This is a genomic window from Massilia cavernae, from assembly GCF_003590855.1.
Taxonomy (GTDB): Bacteria; Pseudomonadota; Gammaproteobacteria; order Burkholderiales; family Burkholderiaceae_D; genus Telluria_A; species Telluria_A cavernae.
This window is the reverse complement of the sequence record NZ_QYUP01000148.1, coordinates 1-23,653: the sequence shown is the minus strand read 5'-3', so window position 1 is coordinate 23,653 and position 23,653 is coordinate 1. Positions and strand designations below refer to the sequence as shown.

The 23,653-nt window shown below is 63.6% G+C and carries 23 protein-coding genes and 2 tRNA genes; 18 read left to right on the top strand and 7 right to left on the bottom strand.

Features of this window, described 5'->3' with window-relative positions:
* The first annotated feature begins 12 nt into the window (after positions 1-12).
* The 12 genes from D3872_RS19425 to D3872_RS19370 all read left to right on the top strand — a co-directional run bounded on the left by D3872_RS19425 (position 13) and on the right by D3872_RS19370 (position 12,067).
* On the top strand, positions 13-819 hold the full coding sequence (locus tag D3872_RS19425; protein ID WP_119812362.1) for an enoyl-CoA hydratase/isomerase family protein: 807 nt from the start codon (positions 13-15) through the stop codon (positions 817-819).
* A 52-nt stretch (positions 820-871) separates the two neighbouring features.
* Positions 872-1,957 (top strand): ABC transporter substrate-binding protein, encoded by a 1,086-nt coding sequence (locus tag D3872_RS19420; protein ID WP_229459420.1) that lies wholly within the window; start codon positions 872-874, stop codon positions 1,955-1,957.
* A 13-nt stretch (positions 1,958-1,970) separates the two neighbouring features.
* The gene (locus tag D3872_RS19415) at positions 1,971-2,792 is read left to right on the top strand and encodes an ABC transporter ATP-binding protein (RefSeq protein ID WP_119812392.1); all 822 of its coding nucleotides are present in this window, start codon (positions 1,971-1,973) and stop codon (positions 2,790-2,792) included.
* The gene (locus D3872_RS19410; RefSeq protein WP_119812361.1) at positions 2,789-3,556 is read left to right on the top strand and encodes an ABC transporter permease; all 768 of its coding nucleotides are present in this window, start codon (positions 2,789-2,791) and stop codon (positions 3,554-3,556) included. Before D3872_RS19415 ends, D3872_RS19410 begins: the two co-directional genes overlap by 4 nt.
* On the top strand, positions 3,538-4,965 hold the full coding sequence (locus D3872_RS19405; protein ID WP_182915865.1) for an aldehyde dehydrogenase family protein: 1,428 nt from the start codon (positions 3,538-3,540) through the stop codon (positions 4,963-4,965). The genes D3872_RS19410 and D3872_RS19405 overlap by 19 nt, the downstream gene beginning before the upstream one ends.
* 14 nt (positions 4,966-4,979) lie before the next feature.
* The gene (locus D3872_RS19400; protein ID WP_229459419.1) at positions 4,980-5,786 is read left to right on the top strand and encodes an alpha/beta fold hydrolase; all 807 of its coding nucleotides are present in this window, start codon (positions 4,980-4,982) and stop codon (positions 5,784-5,786) included.
* A 219-nt stretch (positions 5,787-6,005) separates the two neighbouring features.
* Positions 6,006-7,037, top strand: a complete 1,032-nt coding sequence (dusA, locus tag D3872_RS19395) for a tRNA dihydrouridine(20/20a) synthase DusA (protein ID WP_119812358.1) — start codon at positions 6,006-6,008, stop codon at positions 7,035-7,037.
* A 415-nt stretch (positions 7,038-7,452) separates the two neighbouring features.
* Positions 7,453-9,189, top strand: a complete 1,737-nt coding sequence (locus D3872_RS19390) for a methyl-accepting chemotaxis protein (protein ID WP_229459418.1) — start codon at positions 7,453-7,455, stop codon at positions 9,187-9,189.
* Between the two features lie 56 nt (positions 9,190-9,245).
* The gene (locus D3872_RS19385) at positions 9,246-9,584 is read left to right on the top strand and encodes an energy transducer TonB (protein ID WP_119812356.1); all 339 of its coding nucleotides are present in this window, start codon (positions 9,246-9,248) and stop codon (positions 9,582-9,584) included.
* 39 nt (positions 9,585-9,623) lie between these two features.
* Complete coding sequence (locus D3872_RS19380) at positions 9,624-9,974, top strand: energy transducer TonB (RefSeq protein ID WP_119812355.1); 351 nt, start codon at positions 9,624-9,626, stop codon at positions 9,972-9,974.
* A gap of 258 nt (positions 9,975-10,232) precedes the next feature.
* Positions 10,233-11,450 carry an MFS transporter gene (locus tag D3872_RS19375; RefSeq protein WP_119812354.1) on the top strand — a complete coding sequence of 406 codons (1,218 nt, stop codon included), beginning with the start codon at positions 10,233-10,235 and terminating at the stop codon, positions 11,448-11,450.
* Positions 11,447-12,067, top strand: coding sequence for a helix-turn-helix transcriptional regulator (locus tag D3872_RS19370; RefSeq protein WP_119812353.1), 621 nt, complete (start codon positions 11,447-11,449; stop codon positions 12,065-12,067). The genes D3872_RS19375 and D3872_RS19370 overlap by 4 nt, the downstream gene beginning before the upstream one ends.
* 14 nt (positions 12,068-12,081) lie before the next feature.
* Here D3872_RS19370 and D3872_RS19365 read toward each other — a convergent pair whose 3' ends face one another.
* The gene (locus D3872_RS19365) at positions 12,082-12,303 is read right to left on the bottom strand and encodes a hypothetical protein (RefSeq protein ID WP_119812352.1); all 222 of its coding nucleotides are present in this window, start codon (positions 12,301-12,303) and stop codon (positions 12,082-12,084) included.
* 125 nt (positions 12,304-12,428) lie between these two features.
* On the opposite strand from D3872_RS19365, the gene D3872_RS19360 reads away from it, so the two are divergent.
* Positions 12,429-12,692: a type II toxin-antitoxin system RelE/ParE family toxin gene (locus tag D3872_RS19360; protein ID WP_370660980.1), complete on the top strand. Its 264-nt coding sequence runs from the start codon at positions 12,429-12,431 to the stop codon at positions 12,690-12,692.
* Between the two features lie 33 nt (positions 12,693-12,725).
* A complete protein-coding gene (locus D3872_RS19355; protein WP_119812351.1) occupies positions 12,726-13,052 on the top strand; it encodes a HigA family addiction module antitoxin in 327 nt (108 codons plus the stop codon).
* Between the two features lie 89 nt (positions 13,053-13,141).
* On the opposite strand, the gene D3872_RS19350 is transcribed toward D3872_RS19355, so the two are convergent.
* The 5 genes from D3872_RS19350 to D3872_RS19335 all read right to left on the bottom strand — a co-directional run bounded on the left by D3872_RS19350 (position 13,142) and on the right by D3872_RS19335 (position 16,511).
* Positions 13,142-13,217: transfer RNA gene (locus tag D3872_RS19350), tRNA-His, on the bottom strand.
* Between the two features lie 102 nt (positions 13,218-13,319).
* Complete coding sequence (murI, locus tag D3872_RS19345; RefSeq protein ID WP_119812350.1) at positions 13,320-14,162, bottom strand: glutamate racemase; 843 nt, start codon at positions 14,160-14,162, stop codon at positions 13,320-13,322.
* 69 nt (positions 14,163-14,231) lie between these two features.
* A tRNA-OTHER gene (locus D3872_RS25785) sits at positions 14,232-14,327 on the bottom strand.
* Positions 14,328-14,345: 18 nt separating this feature from the next.
* Positions 14,346-15,875 (bottom strand): fumarate hydratase, encoded by a 1,530-nt coding sequence (locus D3872_RS19340; protein WP_119812349.1) that lies wholly within the window; start codon positions 15,873-15,875, stop codon positions 14,346-14,348.
* Positions 15,876-15,893: 18 nt separating this feature from the next.
* Positions 15,894-16,511, bottom strand: a complete 618-nt coding sequence (locus tag D3872_RS19335; RefSeq protein WP_119812348.1) for a YqhA family protein — start codon at positions 16,509-16,511, stop codon at positions 15,894-15,896.
* 246 nt (positions 16,512-16,757) lie between these two features.
* Here D3872_RS19335 and acs point away from each other — a divergent pair, with 246 nt between their 5' ends.
* Complete coding sequence (gene acs / locus D3872_RS19330) at positions 16,758-18,749, top strand: acetate--CoA ligase (protein ID WP_119812347.1); 1,992 nt, start codon at positions 16,758-16,760, stop codon at positions 18,747-18,749.
* Between the two features lie 68 nt (positions 18,750-18,817).
* Here acs and D3872_RS19325 read toward each other — a convergent pair whose 3' ends face one another.
* Entirely contained in the window at positions 18,818-21,187 is a 2,370-nt protein-coding gene (locus D3872_RS19325) for a DNA polymerase II (RefSeq protein ID WP_119812346.1), read from the bottom strand.
* A 119-nt stretch (positions 21,188-21,306) separates the two neighbouring features.
* Between D3872_RS19325 and D3872_RS19320 the strand changes: the two genes are divergently transcribed.
* From D3872_RS19320 to D3872_RS19310, 3 genes are all read left to right on the top strand, one after another.
* Positions 21,307-22,017 (top strand): hypothetical protein, encoded by a 711-nt coding sequence (locus D3872_RS19320; RefSeq protein WP_119812345.1) that lies wholly within the window; start codon positions 21,307-21,309, stop codon positions 22,015-22,017.
* 98 nt (positions 22,018-22,115) lie between these two features.
* On the top strand, positions 22,116-22,580 hold the full coding sequence (locus D3872_RS19315; protein WP_119812344.1) for a carboxymuconolactone decarboxylase family protein: 465 nt from the start codon (positions 22,116-22,118) through the stop codon (positions 22,578-22,580).
* 78 nt (positions 22,581-22,658) lie between these two features.
* Complete coding sequence (locus D3872_RS19310; protein ID WP_119812343.1) at positions 22,659-23,561, top strand: RNA polymerase sigma-70 factor; 903 nt, start codon at positions 22,659-22,661, stop codon at positions 23,559-23,561.
* Positions 23,562-23,653 lie beyond the last annotated feature (92 nt).

Below are 23,653 nucleotides of genomic sequence, written 5' to 3'. Positions count from 1 at the left end.
AAAGGAAACAACATGTCCCATCTTTCCCATCCAGCGCACACCCTGCTCGAAAAGCTCGACGGCTTTTCGGTGATCATCGACGCCGAACGCGAGCGCGCCGACATCGTGCTCGAACGTCCTCCGTTCAACATCATTTCGATGGCCCAGCGCGACCAGCTGCGCCTGGTGTTCGAATCGCTCGACGAGAACCCCGCGGTGCGCGTGATCGTGCTGCGCGCGGTTGGCGAACATTTCTCCAGCGGCGGCGATATCCGCGGCTTCCTCGACGCGACGCCGGAACACGTTTCCAAGCTGGCATGGAACATCGCCGCGCCTGCACGCTGCAGCAAGCCGGTGATCGCAGCCAACCGCGGCTTCTGCTTCGGCGTCGGCTTCGAGATCTCGCTGGCGTGCGACTTCCGCATCGTATCCGAGACCTCGCAGTACGCGCTGCCGGAACAGAAACTGGGCCAGATTCCGGGTTCGGGCGGCTCCGCGCGCCTGCAGAAAATGGTCGGCATCACGCGCACCAAGGACGTGGTGATGCGTTCGCGTCGGGTCCCGGGCCAGCAGGCATACGACTGGGGCATCGCCACCATGTGCGTCCCGGACGGCGACCTGGAAAAAGCCACCGATGCGCTGGTCGAGGAACTGCGCGCGTTCTCACCGATCGCGCAACGCACCGCCAAGAAGCTGTTGAACGATACCGAGGACTCGACCCTGGCCATCGCGATCGAACTGGAAGGCCACTGCTACAGCCGCCTGCGTTCGTCCGACGACTTCCGCGAGGGCGTCGAAGCCTTCCACCAGAAGCGCAAACCTGATTTCAAAGGAAGTTGAGCAAAGCCGCAGGACGCAGCACCATCCCCATAACAGCTTGGAGACAGACAAAATGAAGAACGCAAAACGTACCACCGCCGCGGCAGTCGCGAGCGGCCAACAGCGCCGCCGGCTCGCCGCCGGCGCTGCCGTGCTGGCTGCGGCATGGGCATGCGGCATGCCTGCCGCCGCCGCCGCACCGGCCGAGGTCCGCATCGGCGTCAACAATGTGGTCAGCGATGCCCCGTTCTTCATCGCCAACAAGAAGGGCTATTTCACCGAGCAGGGAATCAAGGTGGTGTTCGTGCCGTTCGACGCGGGACCGAAGATGATTGCGCCGCTGGGAACCGGCCAGCTGGACGTGGCGGCCGGCGCCATGTCGGCCGGCCTGTACAACGCCGCCGCGCGCGACATCAACATCAAGGTGGTGGCCGACAAGGGCTCCACCCCGCCGCAGTACGACTACATGCCGATCCTGGTGCGCAAGGCGCTGGTCGACAGCGGCAAGGTCAAGAGCTACAAGGACCTCAAGGGCCTGAAGGTGGCGGAAGCTGCCAAGGGAGGCTCGCCCGGCTCGAAGCTGAACGAAGCGCTCAAGAGCGGCGGCCTGTCGTACAAGGACACCGAGCACGAATACATCGGCTACCCGCAGCATGTGGCGGCGCTGATGAACGGCGCGATCGACGCCAGCGTCACCACCGAGCCGTCGGCCACCCAGGCCATCGAACGTGGCGCGGCGGTGCGCCTGACGAACACCGATCCGTATCCGAACCAGCAGATCGCGGTGCTGCTGTACGGCGGCGATTTCATTAAGAAGCAGCCGCAGCTCGCGCAGAAGTTCATGATCGCCTACCTGAAGGGCGCACGCTTCTACAACGACGCGCTCAAGGACGGCAAGTTCGCCGGCCCGAACGCGGCCGAAGTCATCGCCATCCTGGCCGCGGACAGCAACGTCAAGGACCCGGCGCTGTACAAGAAGATGACGCCGAATGGCATCCACCCGGACGGCAAGATCAACGAGGCAAGCCTGGCGCGCGACTATCAGTTCTACAAGGAGCAGAAGTACGTGGATGGCAGCGTGAAGATGGAACAGGTGGTCGACACCTCGTTCGTGAATGCCGCGGTCAAGGCGCTGGGCCCCTACCAGCCGAAGCAATAAGATGGGAGCGACCATGAAACTGGCTGAGAACATACCAGGCCTGGCGGCGCCCAAGATCCGCATCGCCAACCTGACCAAGCAGTTCGCCGCCAGGGGCGGCACCTTCACCGCGATCGACAACATCTCGCTCGACATCGCGCCGGGCACCTTCTTCGTCATCGTCGGCCCCAGCGGCTGCGGCAAGACCACGCTGCTGCGCATCCTGGCCGAACTCGAGAAGCCAAGCAGCGGCACGGTCGAAGTGCGGGCAGACCGCCCGGGCCGTCCCAGCAACTCGATGGTGTTCCAGGGCGACTCGATCTTTCCGTGGATGACCGTGTGGGACAACGCCGCCTACGGCCTGAAGCTGCGCGGCCTGCCGGAAGCGGAAGTGAAAGAGACGGTCGGCCACTACCTCGACAAGACCGGCCTGACCAAATTCGCCAGGCATTACCCGCACCAGCTGTCGGGCGGGATGAAGCAGCGCGTGTCGATCGCGCGCGCCTTCGCCAACGACCCGGAAATCCTGCTGATGGACGAGCCGTTTTCGGCGCTCGACGAGCAGAACAAGACCCTGCTGCAGGAAGAAGTACTGCGCATCTGGGAAGCCGACAAGAAGACCGTGGTGTTCATCACCCACAGCGTCGACGAGGCGGTGACCCTGGGGGACAAGATCATGGTGATGTCGGCCCATCCGGGTAACGTGAAAGCGATCATCGACGTGCCGTTCGCGCGCCCGCGCAACGTGCTGGAGCTGCGTTCGCAGCCGGCCTACGGCGAGATGGTCTACAACATATGGGGACACCTGCGCGAGGAAGTGCAGCGCGCCAAGGCGCAAGAGGAGGCACGCACATGAAAATGAACGACAAGGTCCGCGACCGCCTGCTGGGCATCGCTTCGCCGCTGGCGCTCCTGCTGCTGTGGGAGATCAGCGCCCGCGCCGGCGTGGTCGACACGCGCTTCTTCCCGGCCCCGACCAGCATCGTCAAGCAGGCCGTCGAGCTGACCGGATCGGGCGAACTGTGGGGTCATCTGTCGGCCAGCCTGCAGCGCCTGCTGTGGGGCTCGCTCCTCGGCGGCATCCCGGCGCTTTTGCTCGGCATCGCGATGGGCCTGTACCGGCCGATCCGCGCCGCCATCGATCCGCTGATCTCGGCTACCTACCCGGTGCCGAAAAGCGCGATCCTGCCGCTGATCCTGCTCATCTTCGGCCTCGGCGAGGCGTCCAAGATCGTGATGGTGGCGCTGGGCGTGTTCTTCCCGGTGCTGATCAACACCATCACCGGCGTGCTCCAGATCGACAAGATCTACCTCGACGTCGGCAAGAACTTCCGCGCCAGCCGCTGGCAGACCTTCCGCACCGTGGCCCTGCCAGGTGCGCTGCCGTCGATCATGGCGGGCATCAAGCTTGGCATCGGCATGGGGCTGATCCTGATCGCGATCGCGGAAATGGTCGGCGCCAAGAACGGCATCGGCTTCATGATCTGGGACGCGTGGCAGATCCTGTCGGTCGAAACCATGTACGTCGGCCTGATCGTCATTTCCGTCCTGGGCTTCCTGTTGACGCTCATCCTGAATGAAATCGAGGGATGGATACTGCCATGGAAGCAAGAGCGATAAAACCCGAGGTGCATCGCTTGCGCGCGCAGAACCTGGTCGGCGGCCAGTGGCAGCCTGCCGGCGGCGCGCGCGAGGGCGACAGCATCAACCCTGCCAACGGCCGCGAGATCGGCGGCTTCGCCGCGGGCGCGGCGGCCGATGCGCGGCAGGCCACCGATGCGGCGCGGCTTGCGTTCGAGCGCGGCGGCCTGTCGCACGACCCGGCCAGGCGCGCGGAGCTGCTGCTGCGTTGGGCCGAACGCCTGGAAAAGCGCGGCGACCTGGCGCACCTGCTGACGCTTGAAAACGGCAAGGTGCTGGCGCAGTCGCGCCACGAGATCGCCACTGCGATTGCGTGCGTGCGCCATCACGCCGGGCAGCTGTTGCAGCCCGCAGCGGCCAGCGGTGCCGCGCCGGCGGCGGGCGTGGTCGCCATCCTGGTGCCCTGGCATGCGCCGGTGGCGCTGCTCGTGGCGTCGCTGGCACCGGCGCTGGCGGCCGGCTGCTGCGCCGTGGTCAAGCCGGCGCGGCAAAGTGCGCAGGTCACCGCGGCCGTCATTGGCGAGCTGGCGGCAGTCGAAGGCCTGCCGGCCGGCGTGGTCAACCTGGTGTCGGAGACGGGACAGGAGGTGGCGCGCGAGCTGGTCGCCTCGCGCGGCGTCGACGTGCTGTGCTTCACTGGCTCGCAGGAGACCGGACGCAAGATGGCGCAGGCCGCGGCGCCCAGCGCCAAGCGGCTGCTGTTCGACCTGACCCGAAAGTCGTGCAGCCTGGTGTTTGCGGACATCGATATGCAGGCAGTGGCCGGACAGCTGGCGGCAGCGGCGCTGGTCGCCGCCGGCCAGCACAATGGCGCACCGCGCCGCATCCTGGTGCACGCGTCGCGCTTCGGCGAAGCCAGGGCGGCGCTGAAACGGGCGCTGGAGCAGGTGGTCGTCGGGGCAGGGGACCGGGCCGGGTGCGGCATGGGACCGCTGATCGATGCATCGGCGCTGGTCGCGGTGGGCGTGCGCACCGAGCAGGCACTGGCCCGCTGCGACGAGGTGCTGCTGCACGGCCGCCGCGCCGGCGGCGATCTGGCCGACGGCTACTTCCTGTCGCCGACGCTGGTGGCGGAGAGCGATTGCACTGGCGCCTCCGCGCTGGAGGATATCTACGGGCCGTTCGTCTCGATCGGCCGGTTCGAGGAAGACGGCGAGGCGGTCGCGTGCGCCAACGCGATGCGCATGGCGCGTTCGGTCAGCGTATGGACCGGCGACCCGGCGCGGGTGCAGCGGCTGGCTCGCGCGCTGCGCAACGACAGCGTGCTGGTCAACCGGCACGACTGGCTGGCGCCGGGCAGCGCGGAGCGCGGTGGTGATAGCATGGCGCATCGCGGCCGCCAGGGATGCGGCAGCCTGGCCGATTTCCTGGCCACGCCGCGCCAATAGAAAAGGAACCGCCTTTGCAGCGCACATCGATCGCCATCGACGGGCAGCCCGTCACGCTTGAATACGAATGGATCGCCAGTGGCCGGAAAGATGCGCCGCTGATCGTGTTCCTGCACGAAGGCCTCGGTTCGGCCGCGATGTGGGGCGGCTGGCCGCGCAGCTTGTGCGAAGCAACCGGTTGCCGCGGCCTGGTGTTTTCGCGCTACGGCTACGGGCATTCGGACACGCGGCCCGGATCCGGGCAAGGCTGGCCGCTGGATTACCTGGAGCGCGAGGCGCGCGAGAACCTGCCGGCACTGTTCCAGGCGCTCGGCATCGACGCGGCGCGCGAACGCCCGGTTATCTTCGGGCACAGCGACGGCGCGACCATCGCGCTGCTGTATGCGGCGGCCTTCCCGGAGCGTGCCGGCCCAGTGGTGGTGCTTGCCCCGCATGTGTTTGTCGAACAGGTGGCGCGCGAGCGCATCGCGCGGCTGCAGGTCACCTGGGACGACGGACGCATGGCGGCCCATCTCGCGCGGCTGCACGATGACCCGGCTGGCGTGTTCAATGGCTGGAGCAGGTGCTGGCTGTCGCCCGCGTTCAGCGGCTGGAACGTGGCCGGGGCGATCGAAAGCATCGCGAGCCCGCTGCTGGCGGTGCAGGGCAGGCAGGACCAATACGGGACACTGGATCAGTTATACGAAATACAGCGGCGCGTTCCGCACGCTGAGTTGATGGTGCTGGAAGACTGCCGGCATGTGCCGTACGAGGAGCATCCCGAGGCCGTGATCGCGGCAGTGAGCGGTTTCCTGGCGCGCAGCCTGGCTGGGGGCGGCTGACCGGTCTGCGAGTCCTTTTCGTGCGCCGTTGGCGGAACGACGGTAAAATGCTGCTCCAGTACATCGCGCGCGCCGCACTGCGCCTACAGCACCGTCCTGTTCCAACTCCCTCCATATCTGCCGCCGCCACAAGGGCGACATCGTGGCATGTTTGCTATCTATATATAGGCAGGGTCCGGGAACAGCCACGCGCGCGGCCTATCCAATTGAAAGTTGCAGATGAGTAATAGCGTCAGTCCAATCAATAATGAGCAACAAAAGCCGGGCGCCATTGGCGGGCGCAGGCTGAGCGTCGCCCCGATGATGGACTGGACCGACCGCCACTGCCGCGTATTCCATCGCCAGATCACGCGCCACACCTGGCTGTACACCGAGATGGTCACCACCGGCGCGCTGGTCTACGGCGACATCGGGCGCCACCTGCGCTTCAACGAGGAAGAGCATCCGGTCGCCCTGCAGCTGGGCGGCAGCGACCCGGCCGACCTTGCCAAAAGCGCAAAGCTGGGCGAGGAGTGGGGTTACGACGAGGTCAACCTGAACTGCGGCTGCCCGTCCGAGCGGGTGCAGAAGGGCGCCTTCGGCGCCTGCCTGATGGCCGAGCCGCAGCTGGTGGCCGACTGCGTCAAGGCGATGCGCGATGCGGTGAGCATCGACGTCACTGTCAAGCACCGCATCGGCATCGACCGCAACGAGGAATACGGCTTCGTGCGCGACTTCGTCGGCACCATCGCCGATGCGGGTTGCAAAACCTTCATCGTGCACGCCCGCAACGCCGTCCTGAAGGGCTTGTCGCCGAAGGAAAACCGCGAGATTCCTCCGCTGCGCTATGAAGTCGCCTACCAGCTCAAGCGCGAATTCCCGGACCTGGAAATCATCATCAATGGCGGCATCAAGAGCGGCGACGAGGTGGCCAGCCACCTGCAGCATGTCGACGGCGTGATGCTTGGCCGCGAGGCCTACCACAATCCCTACGCGATGGCCGAGTACGATGCGCGCTTCTACGGCGACGACTCCGCAGTCAAAACCCGCGTCCAGGTGCTGGAAGCGATGATTCCCTACATCCAGGCCCAGCTCGCCGCCCATGGCGCCCACGGCTTGAAGCTCAATACCATCACCCGCCACATGCTGGGCATCATGGCCGGACTGCCAGGTGCTCGCGGGTTCCGGCAGGCCATGTCCGACCCGTCCAGGCTGTCGAAAGGCGATGCCCACCTCCTGCTGGACGCCTGCGCGCACATGGCAGGCGCCTGACGCGCAAATGCAACACACGGGGCCATCCCGGCCCCGTACAGGCGCCCGTCCAGGGTGCCGTTTTACCCTCCGTCGCACTCTGGGATAGCGCAAACTCGCACGCTTTCATCGGCGTATTGACAGCGCGCGCATTCCTTGTTAAATCTTCAGTTTTGCTTGCTTAAAGGCAAGATTCGAATCTATAATTCAATACCTGCTCCCCGGCAACATCTGCACACGGATTGTTACAACTGTTGTTCTATCGAAACAATATGTGCCTGCGTAAAGTTTTTTTGCATGCGCAGTCATTTATTTGATTTATCCTGACGGAAACACGTTGAGGTTCATTGCGTGGCAGTCAGCAGCAGTTCCGCGGCGCCTGCGCTGCAATGATCCAAGCGATTTCGATCAATACGAAACATAGAAAAGACACGAGATGAATTTATCCAGCATGAAGGTCGGGACCCGCCTTGGCCTTGGTTTCGCAGTAGTTTTGTTCTTCATGGTGGCTGTCACCATCGTCGGCATCTTCCGCATGGCCGAGATCCAGGACCGCCTTGACCGTGTGGTCAGCGTCAACAACGTCGTCTCGCGTCTCGTGGTCGACATGCGCAACAACGTCAACACCCGCATTTCATCGCTGAAGGTCCTGACCATGATGACCGATCCGGCCGACATGGAACCGGAAATGAAGGCCATCAAGGACCAGGCCGACAAGTACGCCGACGACCAGAAGAAGCTGAGCGACAAGTTCGCCCGCGAAGGTTCGCCGCAGGAAAAAGCGCTGCTGGCGCAAATCAAGGAAGCCGAAGCGCTGGCCATGCCCGCGATCGCCAAGGCGTCGGAACTGTGGCTGGCCAACGACGCGCTGGGCGCGACCCGCGTGCTGATCAAGGAAATCCGTCCGCCACAGAAGAAGTGGATCGACACCCTGGACCAGCTGGCCGCACTCGAAGTGAAGATGAGCGCACAGGCGCAGCTCGAAGCGGAAGGTGGCTTCAACAACGCACGCAACACCATGATCATCCTCGGCCTCGCAGCTGGCGCCATCGGCCTGCTGCTGGCATGGTTCATCACCCGCGGCCTGCTCAAGCAGCTGGGCGGCGAGCCTGACTACACCGCCAAGATCGCCAGCAGCATCGCCGCCGGCGACCTGTCGGTCCGCATCGACACCGCGCAAGCCTACGAAGGCAGCCTGCTGATGGAAGTGCGCGAAATGCGCAACAGCCTGAAAGGCATCGTCGGCCAGGTCCGCGGCGGCACCGAAACCATCGGCACCGCCTCGCGTGAAATCGCAGCCGGCAACATCGACCTGTCGTCGCGTACCGAACTGCAAGCCAGCGCACTGGAAAAGACCGCGTCGGCGATGGAAGAACTGACTTCGACCGTCAAGCAGAACGCCGACAATGCCCGTGAAGCCAACCTGCTGGCGGCGACCGCATCGGACGTGGCGCGCAAGGGCGGCGACGTGGTGGCGCAGGTTGTCGACACCATGGGTTCGATCAACACTTCGGCCAACAAGATCGTCGACATCATCGGCGTGATCGATGGCATCGCCTTCCAGACCAACATCCTGGCGCTGAACGCCGCGGTGGAAGCGGCACGTGCCGGCGAACAGGGCCGCGGTTTCGCGGTGGTGGCGTCGGAAGTGCGCAACCTGGCGCAGCGTTCGGCAGCGGCAGCGAAAGAAATCAAGACCCTGATCGGCGACTCCGTCGAGAAGGTCGAGCGCGGCAGCAAGCTGGTCGGCCAGGCCGGCGTAACGATGGACGAAGTGGTTGCCAGCGTCAAGCGCGTGACCGACATCATGAGCGAGATCGCCAATGCAAGCCAGGAACAGTCGGCAGGCATCGAGCAGGTCAACCTGTCGATCATCGAGATGGACAGCATGACCCAGCAGAACGCGGCGCTGGTGGAAGAAGCGGCTGCTGCAGCGCAGAGCCTGCAAGACCAGGCCGGCGAACTGGCGCGCGTGGTCAGCATCTTCAAGCTGGTTGAAGGCGAGCTGGTCCAGGTAGACGCGCCTCCGGCGGCGCCTGCCCCGGTGGCCAAGGCCCCGGCCGTCGTCGCCAAAGCCAAGCCGGCGCTCAAGCGTCCGGCCCCTGCGGCGGCAACGCCTGCCCCGCGCAAGATCACTGCCGCGGCCGGCAATGACGAGTGGGAAGAATTCTAAGGGTTCGCAGTATTGAGTGGGTTTTGAATTTTTAACGATTTGGGATTTTAAATAACATGAACAAGCGTACCAGCATCATCGCCGCCCTGTCTTTCGCCGCTGTCAGCAGCACCAGTTTCGCAGCAGAAGTACCGGCAAGTTTCGACGCAAAGAACTGCAAGGCTGAATATCCAAAGACTTCGCTGATGAACGAAGAGCAGGGCGCCGTCACGATGGCCTTCCTGGTGTCGGCCGACGGCAAGGTTGTCGAATCGAAGATCGAAAAGAGCTCGGGCTTCAAGAACCTGGACAAGGCAGCGGTAAAAGCGATTTCCGCATGCAAGTTCAAGCCAGGTACCAAGGATGGTGCGGTTGCCCAGACCTGGACCAAGGTCGACTACGTTTGGTCGCTGTAATTCTTAGATAGCAGAACAAAAAATTTTTGGGAGAGAATCATGTCTACAAATAAGCGTTGTCTTCGTGTTGTCGCCGCCCTGGTACTGACGGGCGTAAGCTTTGCTGTTGTAGCTGCTGAAGTTCCGGCAAGCTTCGATTCCAAAAACTGCAAGGCCGAGTATCCAAAAGCGTCGTTGATGAACGAAGAGCAGGGCACCGTGTCGATGTCGTTCCTGGTGAACGCCGACGGCAGCGTGGCCGATTCCAAGCTGGACAAGACCAGCGGCTTCAAGAACCTGGACAAGGCGGCGATCAAGTCGATCAGCGCCTGCAAGTTCAAGCCGGGTACCAAGGACGGCGCCCCGGCGCAGACCTGGACCAAGGTCGACTACGCCTGGAAGCTCGACTAATCGAGGCTTTATGCAGCGGCCCTTCGGGGCCGCTGTTGTTTTACCCCTCCCCATTTGTTCCCACCCGCGCGCTGCGCTGCGTGCGTTCGCTGTTACCCTCGCCCTGTTGTCATCTGGTCCGCCTGGGCTCGATGCGGCGCGCAAGCCGGTGGAGGCGTGTCCGATCCAGCGCAGGTAGGTGCAGTAAATAAACATTTTGGTTTACTTACTGGCCGGCCCATGATAGCATTCGCTTCTTCCGAATGTTCCTGGCAACCCATGCAACATGCTCTCCTGATCGCCGCCGCTTGCCTGATGGCCCTGCTGTCCACGGTCGGCGCCGCGCTGCCATATCCAATCCTGCCGCCGTTGTTCGCCTCGGGCGTCGCCAACGGACTCAATTCCTTCATGGACTTGCCGCCCAAGTCGCTGCTGGGCGTGGCGCTGGCGATCAACCCGCTCGGCCTGCTGATCGGCTCCGCCGTTCTCGGCCCGTTGTCCGACCGCTTCGGCCGCCGTCCGATGATGGTGCTGGCCTCGCTCGGCGCCGCCTGCGGCCACGGGTTGTCGGCGCTGGCGCTGGTGGCCGAATCCTATCCGCTGTTCCTGTTCGCGCGCTTCGCCACCGGCCTGCTGGAAGGGCGCAGCGCCGTGGCGCGCGCGCTGCTGGCCGACCACCTGAGCGGCCAGCTGCGCCTGCGCGCGATGTCGTGGCTGAACGGCGCCTTCTACCTTGGCTGGCTGGTCGGCCCGCTAATGGCCGCGGCGACGCTCGGCTTCGGCCTGACCGTCCCGTTCTGGACCGCCGCCGCCGCGCTGCTGCTGTCCGCGCTGTTGGTGGCTCTGGCGCTGCCGCGCGAAGCGGCATCGACGGCGACGACCTCATGGTGGCAGGTCGCGCGCGACCAGCACTCGCTGAACCTGCTGCGCCACGACGAACTGCGCCGCCTGTTCATCGTGCAGCTTGCGCTGACCTGCGGTGTTACCGCGTTCTATGAGTTCTATCCGCTCTGGCTGGTCGAAGTGGCCGCTTACGACGCGCGCGGCATCGCGTGGATGACGGCTGCCATGTGCGCCGTGATGACGGCCGTGTCGCTGTTCGGCGGGCGCCCCAGCGCCATTGCGCCGTTGCGCCGCGCGTCGTGGAATGCGATGGGCGTGGCCTGCGCTGTCGGCACGGTCGCCGCGGGAAATGCCAGCTTCGGCATGGCTGCCATCATCCTGTTCGGTGTGCCGATGTCCTGCTACAACGCGGTCGTACCCGGCTGGTGCGCCGAGCGTTTCGGCGACCACGGGCAGGGCGCTGTCATGGGCCTGCTGTCCACCACCTTTTGTCTCGCGAACATCCTGATGGCGGTGGCCGGCTCCCTACTTGCGCTGGTCGACACCCGCCTGGTGCTGGGACTGGGCGCCTTGCTGGCGGCATGGGCGAGCTGGCGCCTGCAAGGCTGGCACGGCGAAATGGCGGCATCCCAGGCAAGCGAGGCCGCGCGATGAACACTTTCGACAAGGTTCTTTACCTGATGAAGACGCGCGGTCCCCAGACGGCGCAGCAGGTTGCCGCTATGTTAGGGCTTACTTCGATGGGTGCGCGCCGCCAGCTGGAAGCCGCCGAAGAAAAAGGCTTGGCCGCCCACGCGGACGTGGCCGACAAGGCAGGCCGCCCGTCGCGCCGCTGGAGCCTGACGGCGGCAGGAAATGCGCGCTTCCCCGACCGTCATTCCGACCTGACGGTCAACATGATCCAGCAGGTGCGCTCGGTGTTTGGCGAAGCGGGGCTGGAGCGCCTGATCGCGGCGCGCGAGGTGGCGATTGAAGCGCATTACAAGCAGGAGGTCGACGAGGCGCACGAGCTCGCCGGCCGTGTGGCCGCGCTCGCGCATGCGCGTGGCGAGGAAGGCTACATGGCCGACACCGAAGTGCGCGGGGACGGCAGCGTGCTGCTGATCGAGAACCACTGCCCGATCTGTGCCGCCGCGACCGAATGCCAGAACTTCTGCCGATCGGAGCTGGAAATTTTCCAGCGCGTGATGGGGGAGGGCTGCAGCGTCGAGCGCGCCGAGCACCTGCTGTCGGGCGCGCGCCGCTGCGTGTACGTCATAAAGCCCGTCTGAGCAGTACAGGCCAGTCAGATCGCGGCGCGCGCAATGGCGCGGCGGTTGGCCTGGCGGCGGTCGTAGTTGTCCAGCAGCGCCTGCTGCGCGACTTCCCCTTCGATGCCGCGCATTTTCAGGAAGCGCTGGGCCGCGTCATCGCCGAAAGCGCGCTGGAAGGCGAGTGCCTCGCTCACAGTGCCGGCCATCTCATGATCGTGGCGCCGGTCTTCGGCGCGGCGTTCCGTTTGATCCATGTCAATCTCCCGATGTCTTTTTTACATTTATAGCACGATTGTGGCAGCGCACGGTTGGGTTGATATGGCACAAAGGGTGAATGGAATGGCATTGATGCGCGTAACGTTACGCGTTACGATGTGACATGATAAAATCGTTTCAGCATAAGGGCCTGAAGGCGTTTTTCGAGACGGGAAGCATGGCCGGCATTCAAGCTGCCCATGCCCAGCGACTTGGCGCCATGTTGCGCCGCCTGAATGAGAGCCCGAGTCCCCAGGGCATGAACCTGCCGGGTTGGAAGTTGCACCCCTTAAAGGGGCGCGAATTCCACGGGCAATTTTCCGTATGGGTTAGTGGCAACTGGCGCATGACGTTCAAAATTCGATGGCATGGATGCCGTGCTGGTTGATTACCAAGATTACCACTAAGAAGGGGGCCAACTATGGCACGCATGTTTAACCCACCGCATCCCGGCCTGACCCTGCGCGATGACGTGTTGCCCGCGCTGGGACTGTCCGTAACCCAAGCCGCGCAACAACTGGACGTAAGTAGGGTAACGCTGTCCCGCGTGCTCAATGGCCACGCCGCAATCTCGCCTGAAATGGCATTGCGCATCGAGGCATGGCTAGGCGTTGAGCGTGGCGGCGACGCCCGCTTGTGGCTGGCGGAGCAAAGCGCCTATGACATTTGGCAGGCGGAGCAGCGATTCAAGGCTGCTCCGATGCAAGTGCAACCTGCGCCGGACTTGTGCGAGGTAGTAGTCGCCTGACGATGCCAGCCAAGTCGCGTGAACTGACTCTGAAAACAAAAAGCCGCACAGGGCGGCTTTGATGTTTGTTGGATTGCACGTTCAGAAAATGGGGTGGCTGATGGGGCTCGAACCCACGACAACAGGAATCACAATCCTGGACTCTACCAACTGAGCTACAGCCACCACTGAACTTGCATTTGTCTCGATGCTTCCGGGACAGCTAGAGATTATACAAACTTATTTTTGGATTGGCAAATCTAATTGCCGTGATGGCGGAAATGCCTTCTACACGGGACTCAGCACGGCTTCCGTGACCGGCGCCTGCAGCCCCAGCAGGCCGCTGAATGCCACCGACAGGGCGCTCGCGCTGCCCGTGGTGAAGCCTTCGATGCCGGCTTTCGCCTGCGACCGGTTGGCAAGTTCAGCCGCAGCCAGCAGGCGGGCCAGCTGGCGCGCTACCGCGTCGCCTGTGTCGATCAGCGTCACGTCTTTCGATCCGCTGCGGCGCGCGATGGTTTCTATCGCGGCGCTCACAAAAGGGTAGTGGGTGCAGCCGAGCACCAGCGTATCGGCGCCCTGGTTCAGCAGCGGCACTACGTAGCCTTCGAGCATGGCCATGGTGGCGGCGGAGTCCAGTTCACCCAGTTCGATCTGGTCGGCGAGGCCGGTGCAGCCGCGCAGCAGGAAGTCCACCTTGCTGGTCTGCGCGACTTGTTCGCGCAATTGCAGGAATTTCTCGCCGCCCAAGGTGCTTTCGGTTGCCAGCACGCCGATCTTGCCGCTGCGTGAGGCGGCCGCCGCAGGCTTCAGGCCGGGCTCGACGCCGACGATGGGCAAGTCGGGGTAGTGCTCGCGCAGCAGGCGGATGGCGGCGATGGTGGCGGTGTTGCAGGCGACTACCAGTGCCTTGGCGCCGCGTTCGACCAGGAAGGCGGCGATGGCGAGCGAGCGTTCGGCGACCACTTGCTCGGGCTTGTCGCCGTAGGGGGCGAAGCCGGAGTCGGCGAAGTACATCAGGTGTTCGTGCGGGAGCTGGGCGTGGATGTGGCGCAGCACCGACAGGCCGCCCACGCCGGAGTCGAATACGCCGATGGGGGCGCTGGTGTTGGGGGACGTCGTCGTGGTCATATTTGCGAATGGTAGCGCAGTTTTCGGCCAGTGAAAAAAAAAAAGCGCATCCGCCATTCAGCATGTGAATGGCGGATAAAGGAGTCTCCGCTGCAAGCGGAGACCGTTCCGCGCGCTCATCGCGCGCGATTCGAAACCCGCGCTCCACCGCTCCGCTTATCCGCCCTACGTGATTTTAACGAATCAAGCGGTGACGATTGGGACGTTCAGCGCTTCGATCTTGGCGGCCCATTCCTTCGGGCCGGTGTTGTGGACCGAGGTGCCTTGCGAGTCGACTGCCACCGTTACCGGCATGTCGGTTACGTCGAACTCGTAGATCGCTTCCATGCCCATGTCTTCGAAGCCCAGCACTTTCGCGCTCTTGATCGCTTTTGATACCAGGTAGGCCGCACCGCCGACCGCCATCAGGTAGGCCGACTGGTGCTTCTTGATCGATTCGATCGCCGCAGGGCCGCGCTCGGCCTTGCCGATCATCGCGATCAGGCCGGTCTGCTCCAGCATCATGTCGGTGAACTTGTCCATGCGGGTCGCGGTCGTCGGACCTGCAGGGCCGACGGCCTCGTCACGCACCGGATCGACCGGGCCGACGTAGTAGATCACGCGGTTGGTGAAGTCAACCGGCAGCTTTTCGCCCTTGGCCAGCATGTCCTGGATGCGCTTGTGCGCGGCGTCGCGGCCGGTCAGCATCTTGCCGTTCAGGAGCAGGGTCTGGCCCGGCTTCCACGATGCGACTTCTTCCTTGGTCAGGGTGTCGAGGTTCACGCGGCGCGATTTTTCGGTGTCCGGGGTCCAGTGCACTTCCGGCCAGGTCGACAGCGCAGGCGGTTCGATGTAGCTCGGTCCGGAGCCATCGAGCACGAAGTGCGCGTGGCGCGTAGCGGCGCAGTTCGGGATCATCGCCACCGGCTTCGATGCGGCGTGGGTCGGGTGCATCATGATCTTCACATCGAGCACCGTGGTCAGGCCGCCCAGGCCCTGCGCGCCGATGCCCAGCGCGTTGATCTTGTCGCACAGTTCGATACGCAGTTCTTCGGTCTTGTTCTGCGGGCCGCGCTGCTTCAGCTCATACATGTCGATGTCGTCCATCAGGACTTCCTTCGCCATCAGCATCGCCTTTTCGGCGGTGCCGCCGATGCCGATGCCCAGCATGCCTGGCGGGCACCAGCCCGCCCCCATGGTCGGCACGGTCTTCATCACCCAGTCGACCAGCGAGTCGGACGGGTTCAGCATGACGAACTTCGACTTGTTCTCGGAGCCGCCGCCCTTGGCCGCGACCTTGACGTCGACGGTGTCGCCTTCGACCAGTTCCATGTGGACCACGGCCGGGGTGTTGTCCTTGGTGTTCTTGCGGTCGAACTGCGGGTCGGCCACGATGGAGGCGCGCAGCTTGTTATCGTCGAAGTTGTACGCGCGGCGCACGCCTTCGTTGATCGCGTCGGTGACGGTGCCGCTGAAGCCTTCGAAGCGCACGCCCATGCCGATCTTCAGGAACACGTTGACGATGCCGGTGTCCTGGCAGATTGGGCGCTTGCCTTCGGCGCACATGCGCGAGTTGGTCAGGATCTGGGCGATCGCATCCTTCGCCGCCGGGCTCTGTTCCGCCTCATACGCGCGCGCAAGGTGCTGGATGTAATCGGCAGGGTGGTAATAGCTGATGTACTGAAGCGCGGCGGCGACGGATTCGATCAGGTCTTCCTGTTTGATGACGGTCATGGCAATTCTCGGTTGATGTTAATGATTGGCTTTTGAGGCGGCTTGGGTCGCCGTCATGATGCGGTCGGTATACGCGATCGCAACCGCGGACACCAGGAACACGCAGTGGATCACGGTTTGCGCGATCAGCACCTTCGGTTCGTAGGCGGCCGCGTTGATAAAGGTTTTCAGCAGGTGGATCGAAGAAATGCCGATGATCGCCATCGCCAGCTTGGTCTTCAGGACCGAGGCGTTTACATGCGACAGCCATTCCGGCTGGTCCCGATGGCCTTCCAGGTTCATGCGCGACACAAAGGTCTCGTAGCCGCCGACGATCACCATGATCAGGAGGTTCGAAATCATCACCACATCGATCAGGCCGAGCACCACCAGCATGATGGTTGCTTCGTTCAGTTTATCCGGGCGCGGCGCGTCCGGCACCGTGACGGCGTCGAGCAGGTGCTTGAGCGAATCCACATTGCCCATCGCCGCTCCGATCAGGTCCTTCAGCTCGACCCAGAAATGGAACACGTAGACGCACTGCGCCAGGATCAGGCCAAGGTATAGCGGCATCTGGAGCCAGCGGCTGGCGAAAATCACGCGGTTCAGGGGCGTCATTCGTGCAGGAAGGGTGTTCGTATTGCGCGGAACGGCCATGCGGTCAATGCTCCAATGGAATGCAGAAATTTGCGATGCGTCATTTTACACGGGCTAGGCGATGACGTTTTGCAAGGTGCGGACTTTGGCAGCGATTGAAACGTTGGTAAAATCACAGCCAGCAAGCGCCGGATGCGGCGCACCATAACAAAGCGGCATCGTGGACTTTTTTGCACTGTAAGGGGGCAGTAAGCGACGGTGTCTAATGTACTTGCCAAACTAGCGCAAACCTACAGGGAGACAGGCATGACCAATCAGCAGGAAGAAATTCACGGCTTGCAGGAGAACCGCATCTTCGAGCCGCCGGCGCAATTCAAGGCGCAGGCCGCCGTTTCGGGCATGGACGCCTACAACAAGCTGTGTGCGGAAGCGGCAAGCGACTACGAAGGTTTCTGGTCGCGCCTCGCACGCGAGAACCTGGACTGGCACAAGCCATTCACGTCCACGCTAAACGAATCCGAAGCGCCGTTCTACAAGTGGTTCGACGACGGCGAGCTGAATGTCTCCTACAACTGCCTCGACCGCAACATCAAGAATGGCCTGGGCGACAAGACCGCCATCATTTTCGAAGCGGACGACGGCACCACAACCCGCGCCACCTACCAGCAGCTGTACGAAAAAGTTTGTAAATTTGCTAACGGCCTGAAATCGCGCGGCATCAAGAAGGGCGACCGCGTGGTCATCTACATGCCGATGTCGATCGAAGGCGTGGCCGCGATGCAGGCTTGCGCGCGCATCGGCGCCACCCACTCGGTGGTGTTCGGCGGCTTTTCGGCCAAGTCGCTCCAGGAGCGCATCATCGACGCGGGCGCCGTCGCCGTCATCACGGCGGACGAGCAGGTACGCGGCGGCAAGCAGCTGCCGCTGAAATCCATCGTCGACGAGGCGCTGGCGCTGGGCGGCTGCACCACGATGAAGGACGTCATCGTCTACAAGCGCACCGGTGGCAAAATCTCGTTCACCGAAGGCCGCGACACCTGGCTGCATGACCTGGTCGAAGCGCAGCCGGCCGAGTGCGAGCCTGAATGGGTCAACGCCGAGCACCCGCTGTTCATCCTTTACACCTCCGGTTCGACCGGCACCCCGAAAGGCGTGCAGCACGCCAGCGGCGGCTTCCTGCTGTGGGCCGCGCTGACCATGAAATGGACCTTCGACATCAAGCCAAGCGACGTGTTCTGGTGCACGGCGGACATCGGCTGGGTAACCGGCCACACCTACATCGCCTACGGTCCGCTGGCTGTCGGCGCCACCGAAATCGTGTTCGAAGGCGTGCCTACCTTCCCGAACGCCGGCCGCTTCTGGGACACCATCGACAAGCACAATGTCAGCATCTTCTACACCGCGCCGACCGCGATCCGTTCGCTGATCAAGGCGTCGGACGTCGACCCGAAGGTACATCCGAAGAATTACAAGCTGTCCAGCCTGCGCCTGCTTGGCTCGGTGGGCGAGCCGATCAACCCGGAAGCCTGGATGTGGTACTACCGGAATGTCGGCAACGAGAAATGCCCGATCGTGGACACTTTCTGGCAGACCGAAACCGGCGGCCACATGATCACCCCGCTGCCGGGCGCCACGCCGATGGTGCCGGGTTCGTGCACCTTGCCGCTGCCGGGCATCATGACCGCGATCGTCGACGAAGCCGGCCACGACGTGCCGAACGGGCAGGGCGGCATCCTGGTGGTCAAGCGCCCGTGGCCGTCGATGATCCGCACCATCTGGGGCAACCCGGAGCGCTTCAAGACCAGCTACTTCCCGGAGGAACTGGGTGGCCGTATGTATCTGGCTGGCGACGGTGCGATCCGCAACAAGGACACTGGTTACTTCACCATTACCGGCCGTATCGACGATGTGCTGAACGTGTCGGGCCACCGCATGGGCACGATGGAAATCGAGTCGGCGCTGGTGGCCAACCCGCTGGTCGCGGAAGCGGCGGTGGTGGGCAAGCCGGACGACACGACCGGCGAATCGATCTGTGCCTTCGTGGTGCTGAAGCAGGCGCGCCCGACCGGCGATGAGGCGAAGAAGCTGGCGCTGGAACTGCGCAACTGGGTCGCGAAGGAAATCGGTCCGATTGCGAAGCCGAAGGAGATCCGTTTCGGCGACAACCTGCCGAAGACCCGTTCGGGCAAGATCATGCGCCGCCTGCTGCGCGTGCTGGCCAAGGGCGAGACGATTACTCAGGATATCTCGACGCTGGAGAATCCGGCGATCCTGGAGCAGTTGAAAGAGGCTTCGTAAGCTATTAACACGTAGGGCGGACAAGCGCTTCGCGCTTGTCCGCCCTACGGGAATTCGTTTTGGGGCGCCTAAAACAACGTCCTTTGACGGCTCGTCAACTTCGAAAAATCATCCCCCACAAACGGCAATATGGCATCGGCGACAGGCTGCAGCTGCTTCGTCAAATAATGCTCATAATCGATCGGTGACCGCTGCGTCTCCAGCGGCTCTGGCCCCGCCACGGTGATCACATACCGGATCCACCCGCCATTCTGGTACTGCAGCGGGCGCCCGTGCTTCCGGTTGTATTCATCGGCCATGCGCGCCGCGCGCACGTGCGGTGGCACGTTGCGTTCGTAATCGTCCAGGGTGCGGCGCAGGCGCTTCCGGTACACCAGCAGTTCATCAAGCTCGCCCGCAGCGGTACGCGCGGCGAAATCGCGCACGTAGTCCTGGTATGGTCCGCCCTTGAAGATGCGCATGTACAGCTCCTGCTGGAACTGCTGCGCCAGCGGCGTCCAGTCGCTGCGCACCGTCTCCAGGCCCTTGTACACCATGGTCTCGCTGCCATCCGGCATGCGGATCAGGCCCGCATAGCGCTTCTTGCTGCCCTCGTCCGAACCGCGGATAGTCGGCATCAGGAAGCGGCGGTAATGCGTTTCGAACTGAAGTTCCAGCGCGCTGTCAAGCCGGAATTCCGTTCGCAAGTGTTCCACCAGCCACTGGTTGACGTGCTTTACCAGCGCGCGGCCGATTTCGGCCGCCTTCTCTTCGCCATGCGCGTGCTTGAGCCAGACGAAGGTGGAGTCGGTGTCGCCGTAAATCACGTCATAACCCTGCTCCTCGATCAGCCGGCGCGTGAGGTGCATGATCTCCTGCCCGCGCAGCGTGATCGACGACGCCAGCCTGGGGTCGAAGAAGCGGCAACCGCTCGACCCGAGCACGCCGTAGAATGCGTTCATGATGATCTTCAGCGCCTGCGACAGCGGCTTGTTGTTGTCGCGCTTGGCCGCGTCGCGGCCGTCCCAGATCTGCTTGACGATCGCGGGCAGGCAGTGCTTGTCGCGCGAGAAGCGCGCGCCGCGGAAGCCTTCCACCGTCGCCTGTCCATCTTCGGTGCGCGTGCCTTCGACCAGCCCGACCGGGTCGATCAGGAAGGTGCGGATGATCGAGGGGTACAGGCTTTTGTAATCGAGTACCAGCACCGAGTCGTACAGGCCCGAACGCGAATCCATCACATAGCCGCCCGGGCTGTTTTCGCCGGCGACGTCGCCGAGGTTGGGCGCCACGAAGCCTTGGCGGTGCATCATCGGCATGTACAGGTGCTCGAACGCGGCGACCGATCCGCCGCTGCGATCGGCGGCCAGCCCGGTCACGCTGGCGCGTTCGAGCAGGAAGGTCAGCAGCTCGGTCCTGTGGAAGATGCGCGTCACCAGCTCGCAGTCCTTCAGGTTGTAGCGCGCCAGCGCCGGCTTGTCCTCGGCGAAGCGGCGGTCGATTTCCGCCATTCGCTGGTACGGATTGTCGATGGACTTGCCTTCGCCGAGCAGCGCCTGCGAAACGTGCTCCAGGCTGAACGACGGGAAGCTCCACGTGGCCGACTTGAGCGCCTCGATGCCGTCGATGATCAGGCGGCCCGCGGCAGCCGCGAAGAAGTGCTGCTTGCTGCCGTGTTCGCGCCATTCCATCGGAGTGCCGCCGCGCCCGAGCAGCAGCGGAATCTTGTTGCGCTCCGCGTGGCGCTGCAGGACGCGCAGGTCGAACTGCACCAGGTTCCAGCCGATGATGGCGTCAGGGTCGTGCGTTTCCATCCACTGGTTCAGCCTCTCCAGAATCCGCGAATGGCTGTCGCAGTATTCGAGGTCGAAGTCGAGCGCCTCGCTGCCGCCGTTGGGAGGCCCCAGCATGTAGACCTGGCGCTGGCCGCATCCTTCCAGCGCGATGGAATACAGTTCGCCGTGCGCGGTGGTTTCGATATCGAGCGACACAAGCCGCAACTGCGGTCGGTAGCCGGGCGCGGGCTTCATCAGCGCATCAAGCAGCGGGCCTTTGGCGTCCGGATTGCCTGCACCGTCGAACACGACGGGCGCGGTGATGAAGCGTTCCATCAGGTAGCGTTCGGGCGGACGGATATCGGCTTCGTACACGTCGACGCCGTATTCGCGCAGGCGCTTCGACAGTTTTAGCAGCTGGCGGTACTGCGTGCAATACAAGCCGAGCACGGGACGGTGGTGGAAATCGCTGAGGGCGAGCGGGCGCAACTCGTAGCCGCGTTCGGCCTGCAAGACCTGCTCTGCCTGTGCGCGCTGTTCGGCCGGGATGAAAGCCACCGATGGATGATTCGCAAGGCGGATGTGGCGCGGGCCGGCGTCGGTCGCCAGCCAGAACTCGACCTCCGTCCCGGCCGCCGTGTCGCGCCAGTGCCGGGTGAGGAGAAATCCTTGCTGTAGTTGGTCCAACGCGCTGCCTTTTTTCCTGGATCGGGCTGTTTAACATATCATGGCCGCCAGCATGATAAGGCACGGCGCGAATCCTGTGCACGGCCGTCGGCAGCCCGCATACGAAAACGAAAAGAGAAATGACAATTATCGAACTACCCTTCCGGGCGACCACAGAACAGGCTTGCGAGTGGATGGCGCAGCAAACCGGCACGCCATGGACACTGGCGCGGCTGATCGAGAATGCGCTGATTCCTTATGTATGGCTGGATTATGACGCCAACCATCCGGAGCTGTTCGGCGACGCTAACGGCGGCTATGCCGCGCCGATTTTCTACGAGGGCGACACCAGGCGGCTGGCAGAAGGAAGCAGCGATGTGCTGATCACGATGACCAAGGACGCCTACAAGATCGTGGCGAAGCTCGACGCTCCCGGCTTCCGGCGCGAACTTCACGAGTTGCGTTTCCTGAAAAAGGACCTGGAGCGCCTGGCCAAACAACTGAAGCGCGACGCCGAACCGCAGCCCGCCAAGGCCGAATCAGCAAAGGAATCGCAGGCCGGGATCAACCGGGAGCAGGTGCTGGCGGCTTTCGGCTCGCTGGTGCGGATCGACCTCGCGCAGGCGCTGCTGGATGCCGGCGGCATCTTCGGCGACGACGGCTCGCGCGTGAAGGCCAGCGCCAAGAAGGGCAAGAACAAGGCGGTGTGGAACCCGGTTACGCTGGCGCTTGGGCTGAACGATGTGTACCGCGTGCCGATTTCCCAGTTGAAGCGCGCGTTCAAGGCGCATGACTTCCTGTACGAGTGGGAAGGCGAGTGGAATCAGTCGCTGGTGCTGCTCGGCAAATAAAAAAGATCGCAAAGCTGTCACAACCAGCGCGTCCCGCCCGTCTTACAGGGTATGGAAGGCGCATCCCGCGCCGTCCGCCCTCAAGTCAAAGGCACGCCATGACCCATACTGCACGTCTCCCTTTCTACACGCTTGCCCCGGCCAACCTGAAGGCGATGATCAACCTGTCGGCATCCGTGAAGAACAGCTCGATCGGCGCTCATCTGGTCGAACTCATCAACCTGCGCGTTTCGCAGATCAATGGCTGCGGCGTTTGCATCGACATGCACTGGCGCGAACTGATCAAGCACGACGCCAACCCGCGCCACCTGAACGCCATCGCGGGATGGCGCGAGGCGCCGTTCTTCAGCGACCGCGAACGCGCCGCGCTGGGCTGGGCGGAAGCTGTCAATGCGCTGCCGCAGCGCGACGATACGGACGCCGCCTATGCGGAGCTGCAGCCGCACTTCAGCCCCGCTGAAATCGTGGAACTCAGCTACGCGGTAGCCGTGATCAAGGGATGGAATATGCTCAACCTGAGCCTGCGCAACCAGATCCCGGAAGTGCCGCCTCCAGGCATGTAAGCCGCTGCCGGCTGTCCGCGCGGGGACGGGACTACACTGTAGTCACCGTCCCCGTCCAACGTCTCCACTTGCTACACCATGACCGACCACACCCGCCCTGACGACATCGATGTCTTTGCCGCACTCCGGCCGCGCCTATTCTCCATCGCGTACCGCATGCTCGGCATGCGCGCCGATGCGGAGGACGTGGTCCAGGACGCGTGGCTGCGCTGGCACGGCAGCGACCATGCCGGGGTGGAGTCGATGGAGGCGTGGCTGGTCACCGTCACCACGCGCCTGGCCATCGACCGCCTGCGCACCCGCAAGGCGGAACGCGAAACCTACATCGGCTGGTGGCTGCCGGAGCCGCTGGTGGAAGTGGATGAACGCACACCCGAGAGCGCGGCGGAACAGGCAAGCGAGGTGTCGGTGGCCTTCATGTGGGTGCTGGAACGGCTATCGCCGGACGAGCGCGCCGCCTTCCTGATGCGGCAGGTGTTCGACCAGGACTACGCCGATATCGCAGCCATGCTGGGCAAGTCCGAAGCGTCGTGCCGCCAGCTGGTGCACAGGGCGCAGGAGAGGGTGCAACAGGAGCGCCCGCGCTTCGATGTGCCGAAGGACGCGCACCGCGAACTGCTGGCGAAGTTCATGCAGGCTGCGGCCAGCGGCGACCGTGCGTCGATGAAGGCGATGATGTCGGAGGATGTGCAACTGGTCGCCGACGGCGGTGGCAAGGTCAAGTCCTTCCACCGCGTGCTACACGGGGCGGGCCGCGTGGCCGGCGTCTACTGGTCGCTGGAGCACCAGTTCCCGTCCGAGGTCGTGTACCGCGCCGCGCGCGTCAATGGCGAACCCGGGCTGCTGCGCTATGTCGGCGGCAAGCTCGAATCGGCGCAGTCGTTCATCATCGACGATGGCCGGATCGTAGCGGTGTTCATAATGCGGAACCCCGACAAGCTCACCTCGCTTCCCCAATCCCTTTCCAGTGGCGATGCCTGACAAGACTGTCCCGGCCTAGCCAACTTAACAGGTTGACAGCAGATGTTTTTAATTGGACATTAGCTTGTTCACAACACTGCCGGGACCGTCAC

Coding starts and splice junctions, on each gene's coding strand:
- D3872_RS19425 (WP_119812362.1), top strand. CDS start 13: ATGTCCCATCTTTCCCATCCAGCGCACACCCTGCTCGAAAAGCTCGAC.
- D3872_RS19420 (WP_229459420.1), top strand. CDS start 872: ATGAAGAACGCAAAACGTACCACCGCCGCGGCAGTCGCGAGCGGCCAA.
- D3872_RS19415 (WP_119812392.1), top strand. CDS start 1,971: ATGAAACTGGCTGAGAACATACCAGGCCTGGCGGCGCCCAAGATCCGC.
- D3872_RS19410 (WP_119812361.1), top strand. CDS start 2,789: ATGAAAATGAACGACAAGGTCCGCGACCGCCTGCTGGGCATCGCTTCG.
- D3872_RS19405 (WP_182915865.1), top strand. CDS start 3,538: ATGGAAGCAAGAGCGATAAAACCCGAGGTGCATCGCTTGCGCGCGCAG.
- dusA (WP_119812358.1), top strand. CDS start 6,006: ATGAGTAATAGCGTCAGTCCAATCAATAATGAGCAACAAAAGCCGGGC.
- D3872_RS19390 (WP_229459418.1), top strand. CDS start 7,453: ATGAATTTATCCAGCATGAAGGTCGGGACCCGCCTTGGCCTTGGTTTC.
- D3872_RS19385 (WP_119812356.1), top strand. CDS start 9,246: ATGAACAAGCGTACCAGCATCATCGCCGCCCTGTCTTTCGCCGCTGTC.
- D3872_RS19380 (WP_119812355.1), top strand. CDS start 9,624: ATGTCTACAAATAAGCGTTGTCTTCGTGTTGTCGCCGCCCTGGTACTG.
- D3872_RS19375 (WP_119812354.1), top strand. CDS start 10,233: ATGCAACATGCTCTCCTGATCGCCGCCGCTTGCCTGATGGCCCTGCTG.
- D3872_RS19370 (WP_119812353.1), top strand. CDS start 11,447: ATGAACACTTTCGACAAGGTTCTTTACCTGATGAAGACGCGCGGTCCC.
- D3872_RS19365 (WP_119812352.1), bottom strand. CDS start 12,303: ATGGATCAAACGGAACGCCGCGCCGAAGACCGGCGCCACGATCATGAG.
- D3872_RS19360 (WP_370660980.1), top strand. CDS start 12,429: ATGATAAAATCGTTTCAGCATAAGGGCCTGAAGGCGTTTTTCGAGACG.
- D3872_RS19355 (WP_119812351.1), top strand. CDS start 12,726: ATGGCACGCATGTTTAACCCACCGCATCCCGGCCTGACCCTGCGCGAT.
- murI (WP_119812350.1), bottom strand. CDS start 14,162: ATGACCACGACGACGTCCCCCAACACCAGCGCCCCCATCGGCGTATTC.
- D3872_RS19340 (WP_119812349.1), bottom strand. CDS start 15,875: ATGACCGTCATCAAACAGGAAGACCTGATCGAATCCGTCGCCGCCGCG.
- D3872_RS19335 (WP_119812348.1), bottom strand. CDS start 16,511: ATGGCCGTTCCGCGCAATACGAACACCCTTCCTGCACGAATGACGCCC.
- acs (WP_119812347.1), top strand. CDS start 16,758: ATGACCAATCAGCAGGAAGAAATTCACGGCTTGCAGGAGAACCGCATC.
- D3872_RS19320 (WP_119812345.1), top strand. CDS start 21,307: ATGACAATTATCGAACTACCCTTCCGGGCGACCACAGAACAGGCTTGC.
- D3872_RS19315 (WP_119812344.1), top strand. CDS start 22,116: ATGACCCATACTGCACGTCTCCCTTTCTACACGCTTGCCCCGGCCAAC.
- D3872_RS19310 (WP_119812343.1), top strand. CDS start 22,659: ATGACCGACCACACCCGCCCTGACGACATCGATGTCTTTGCCGCACTC.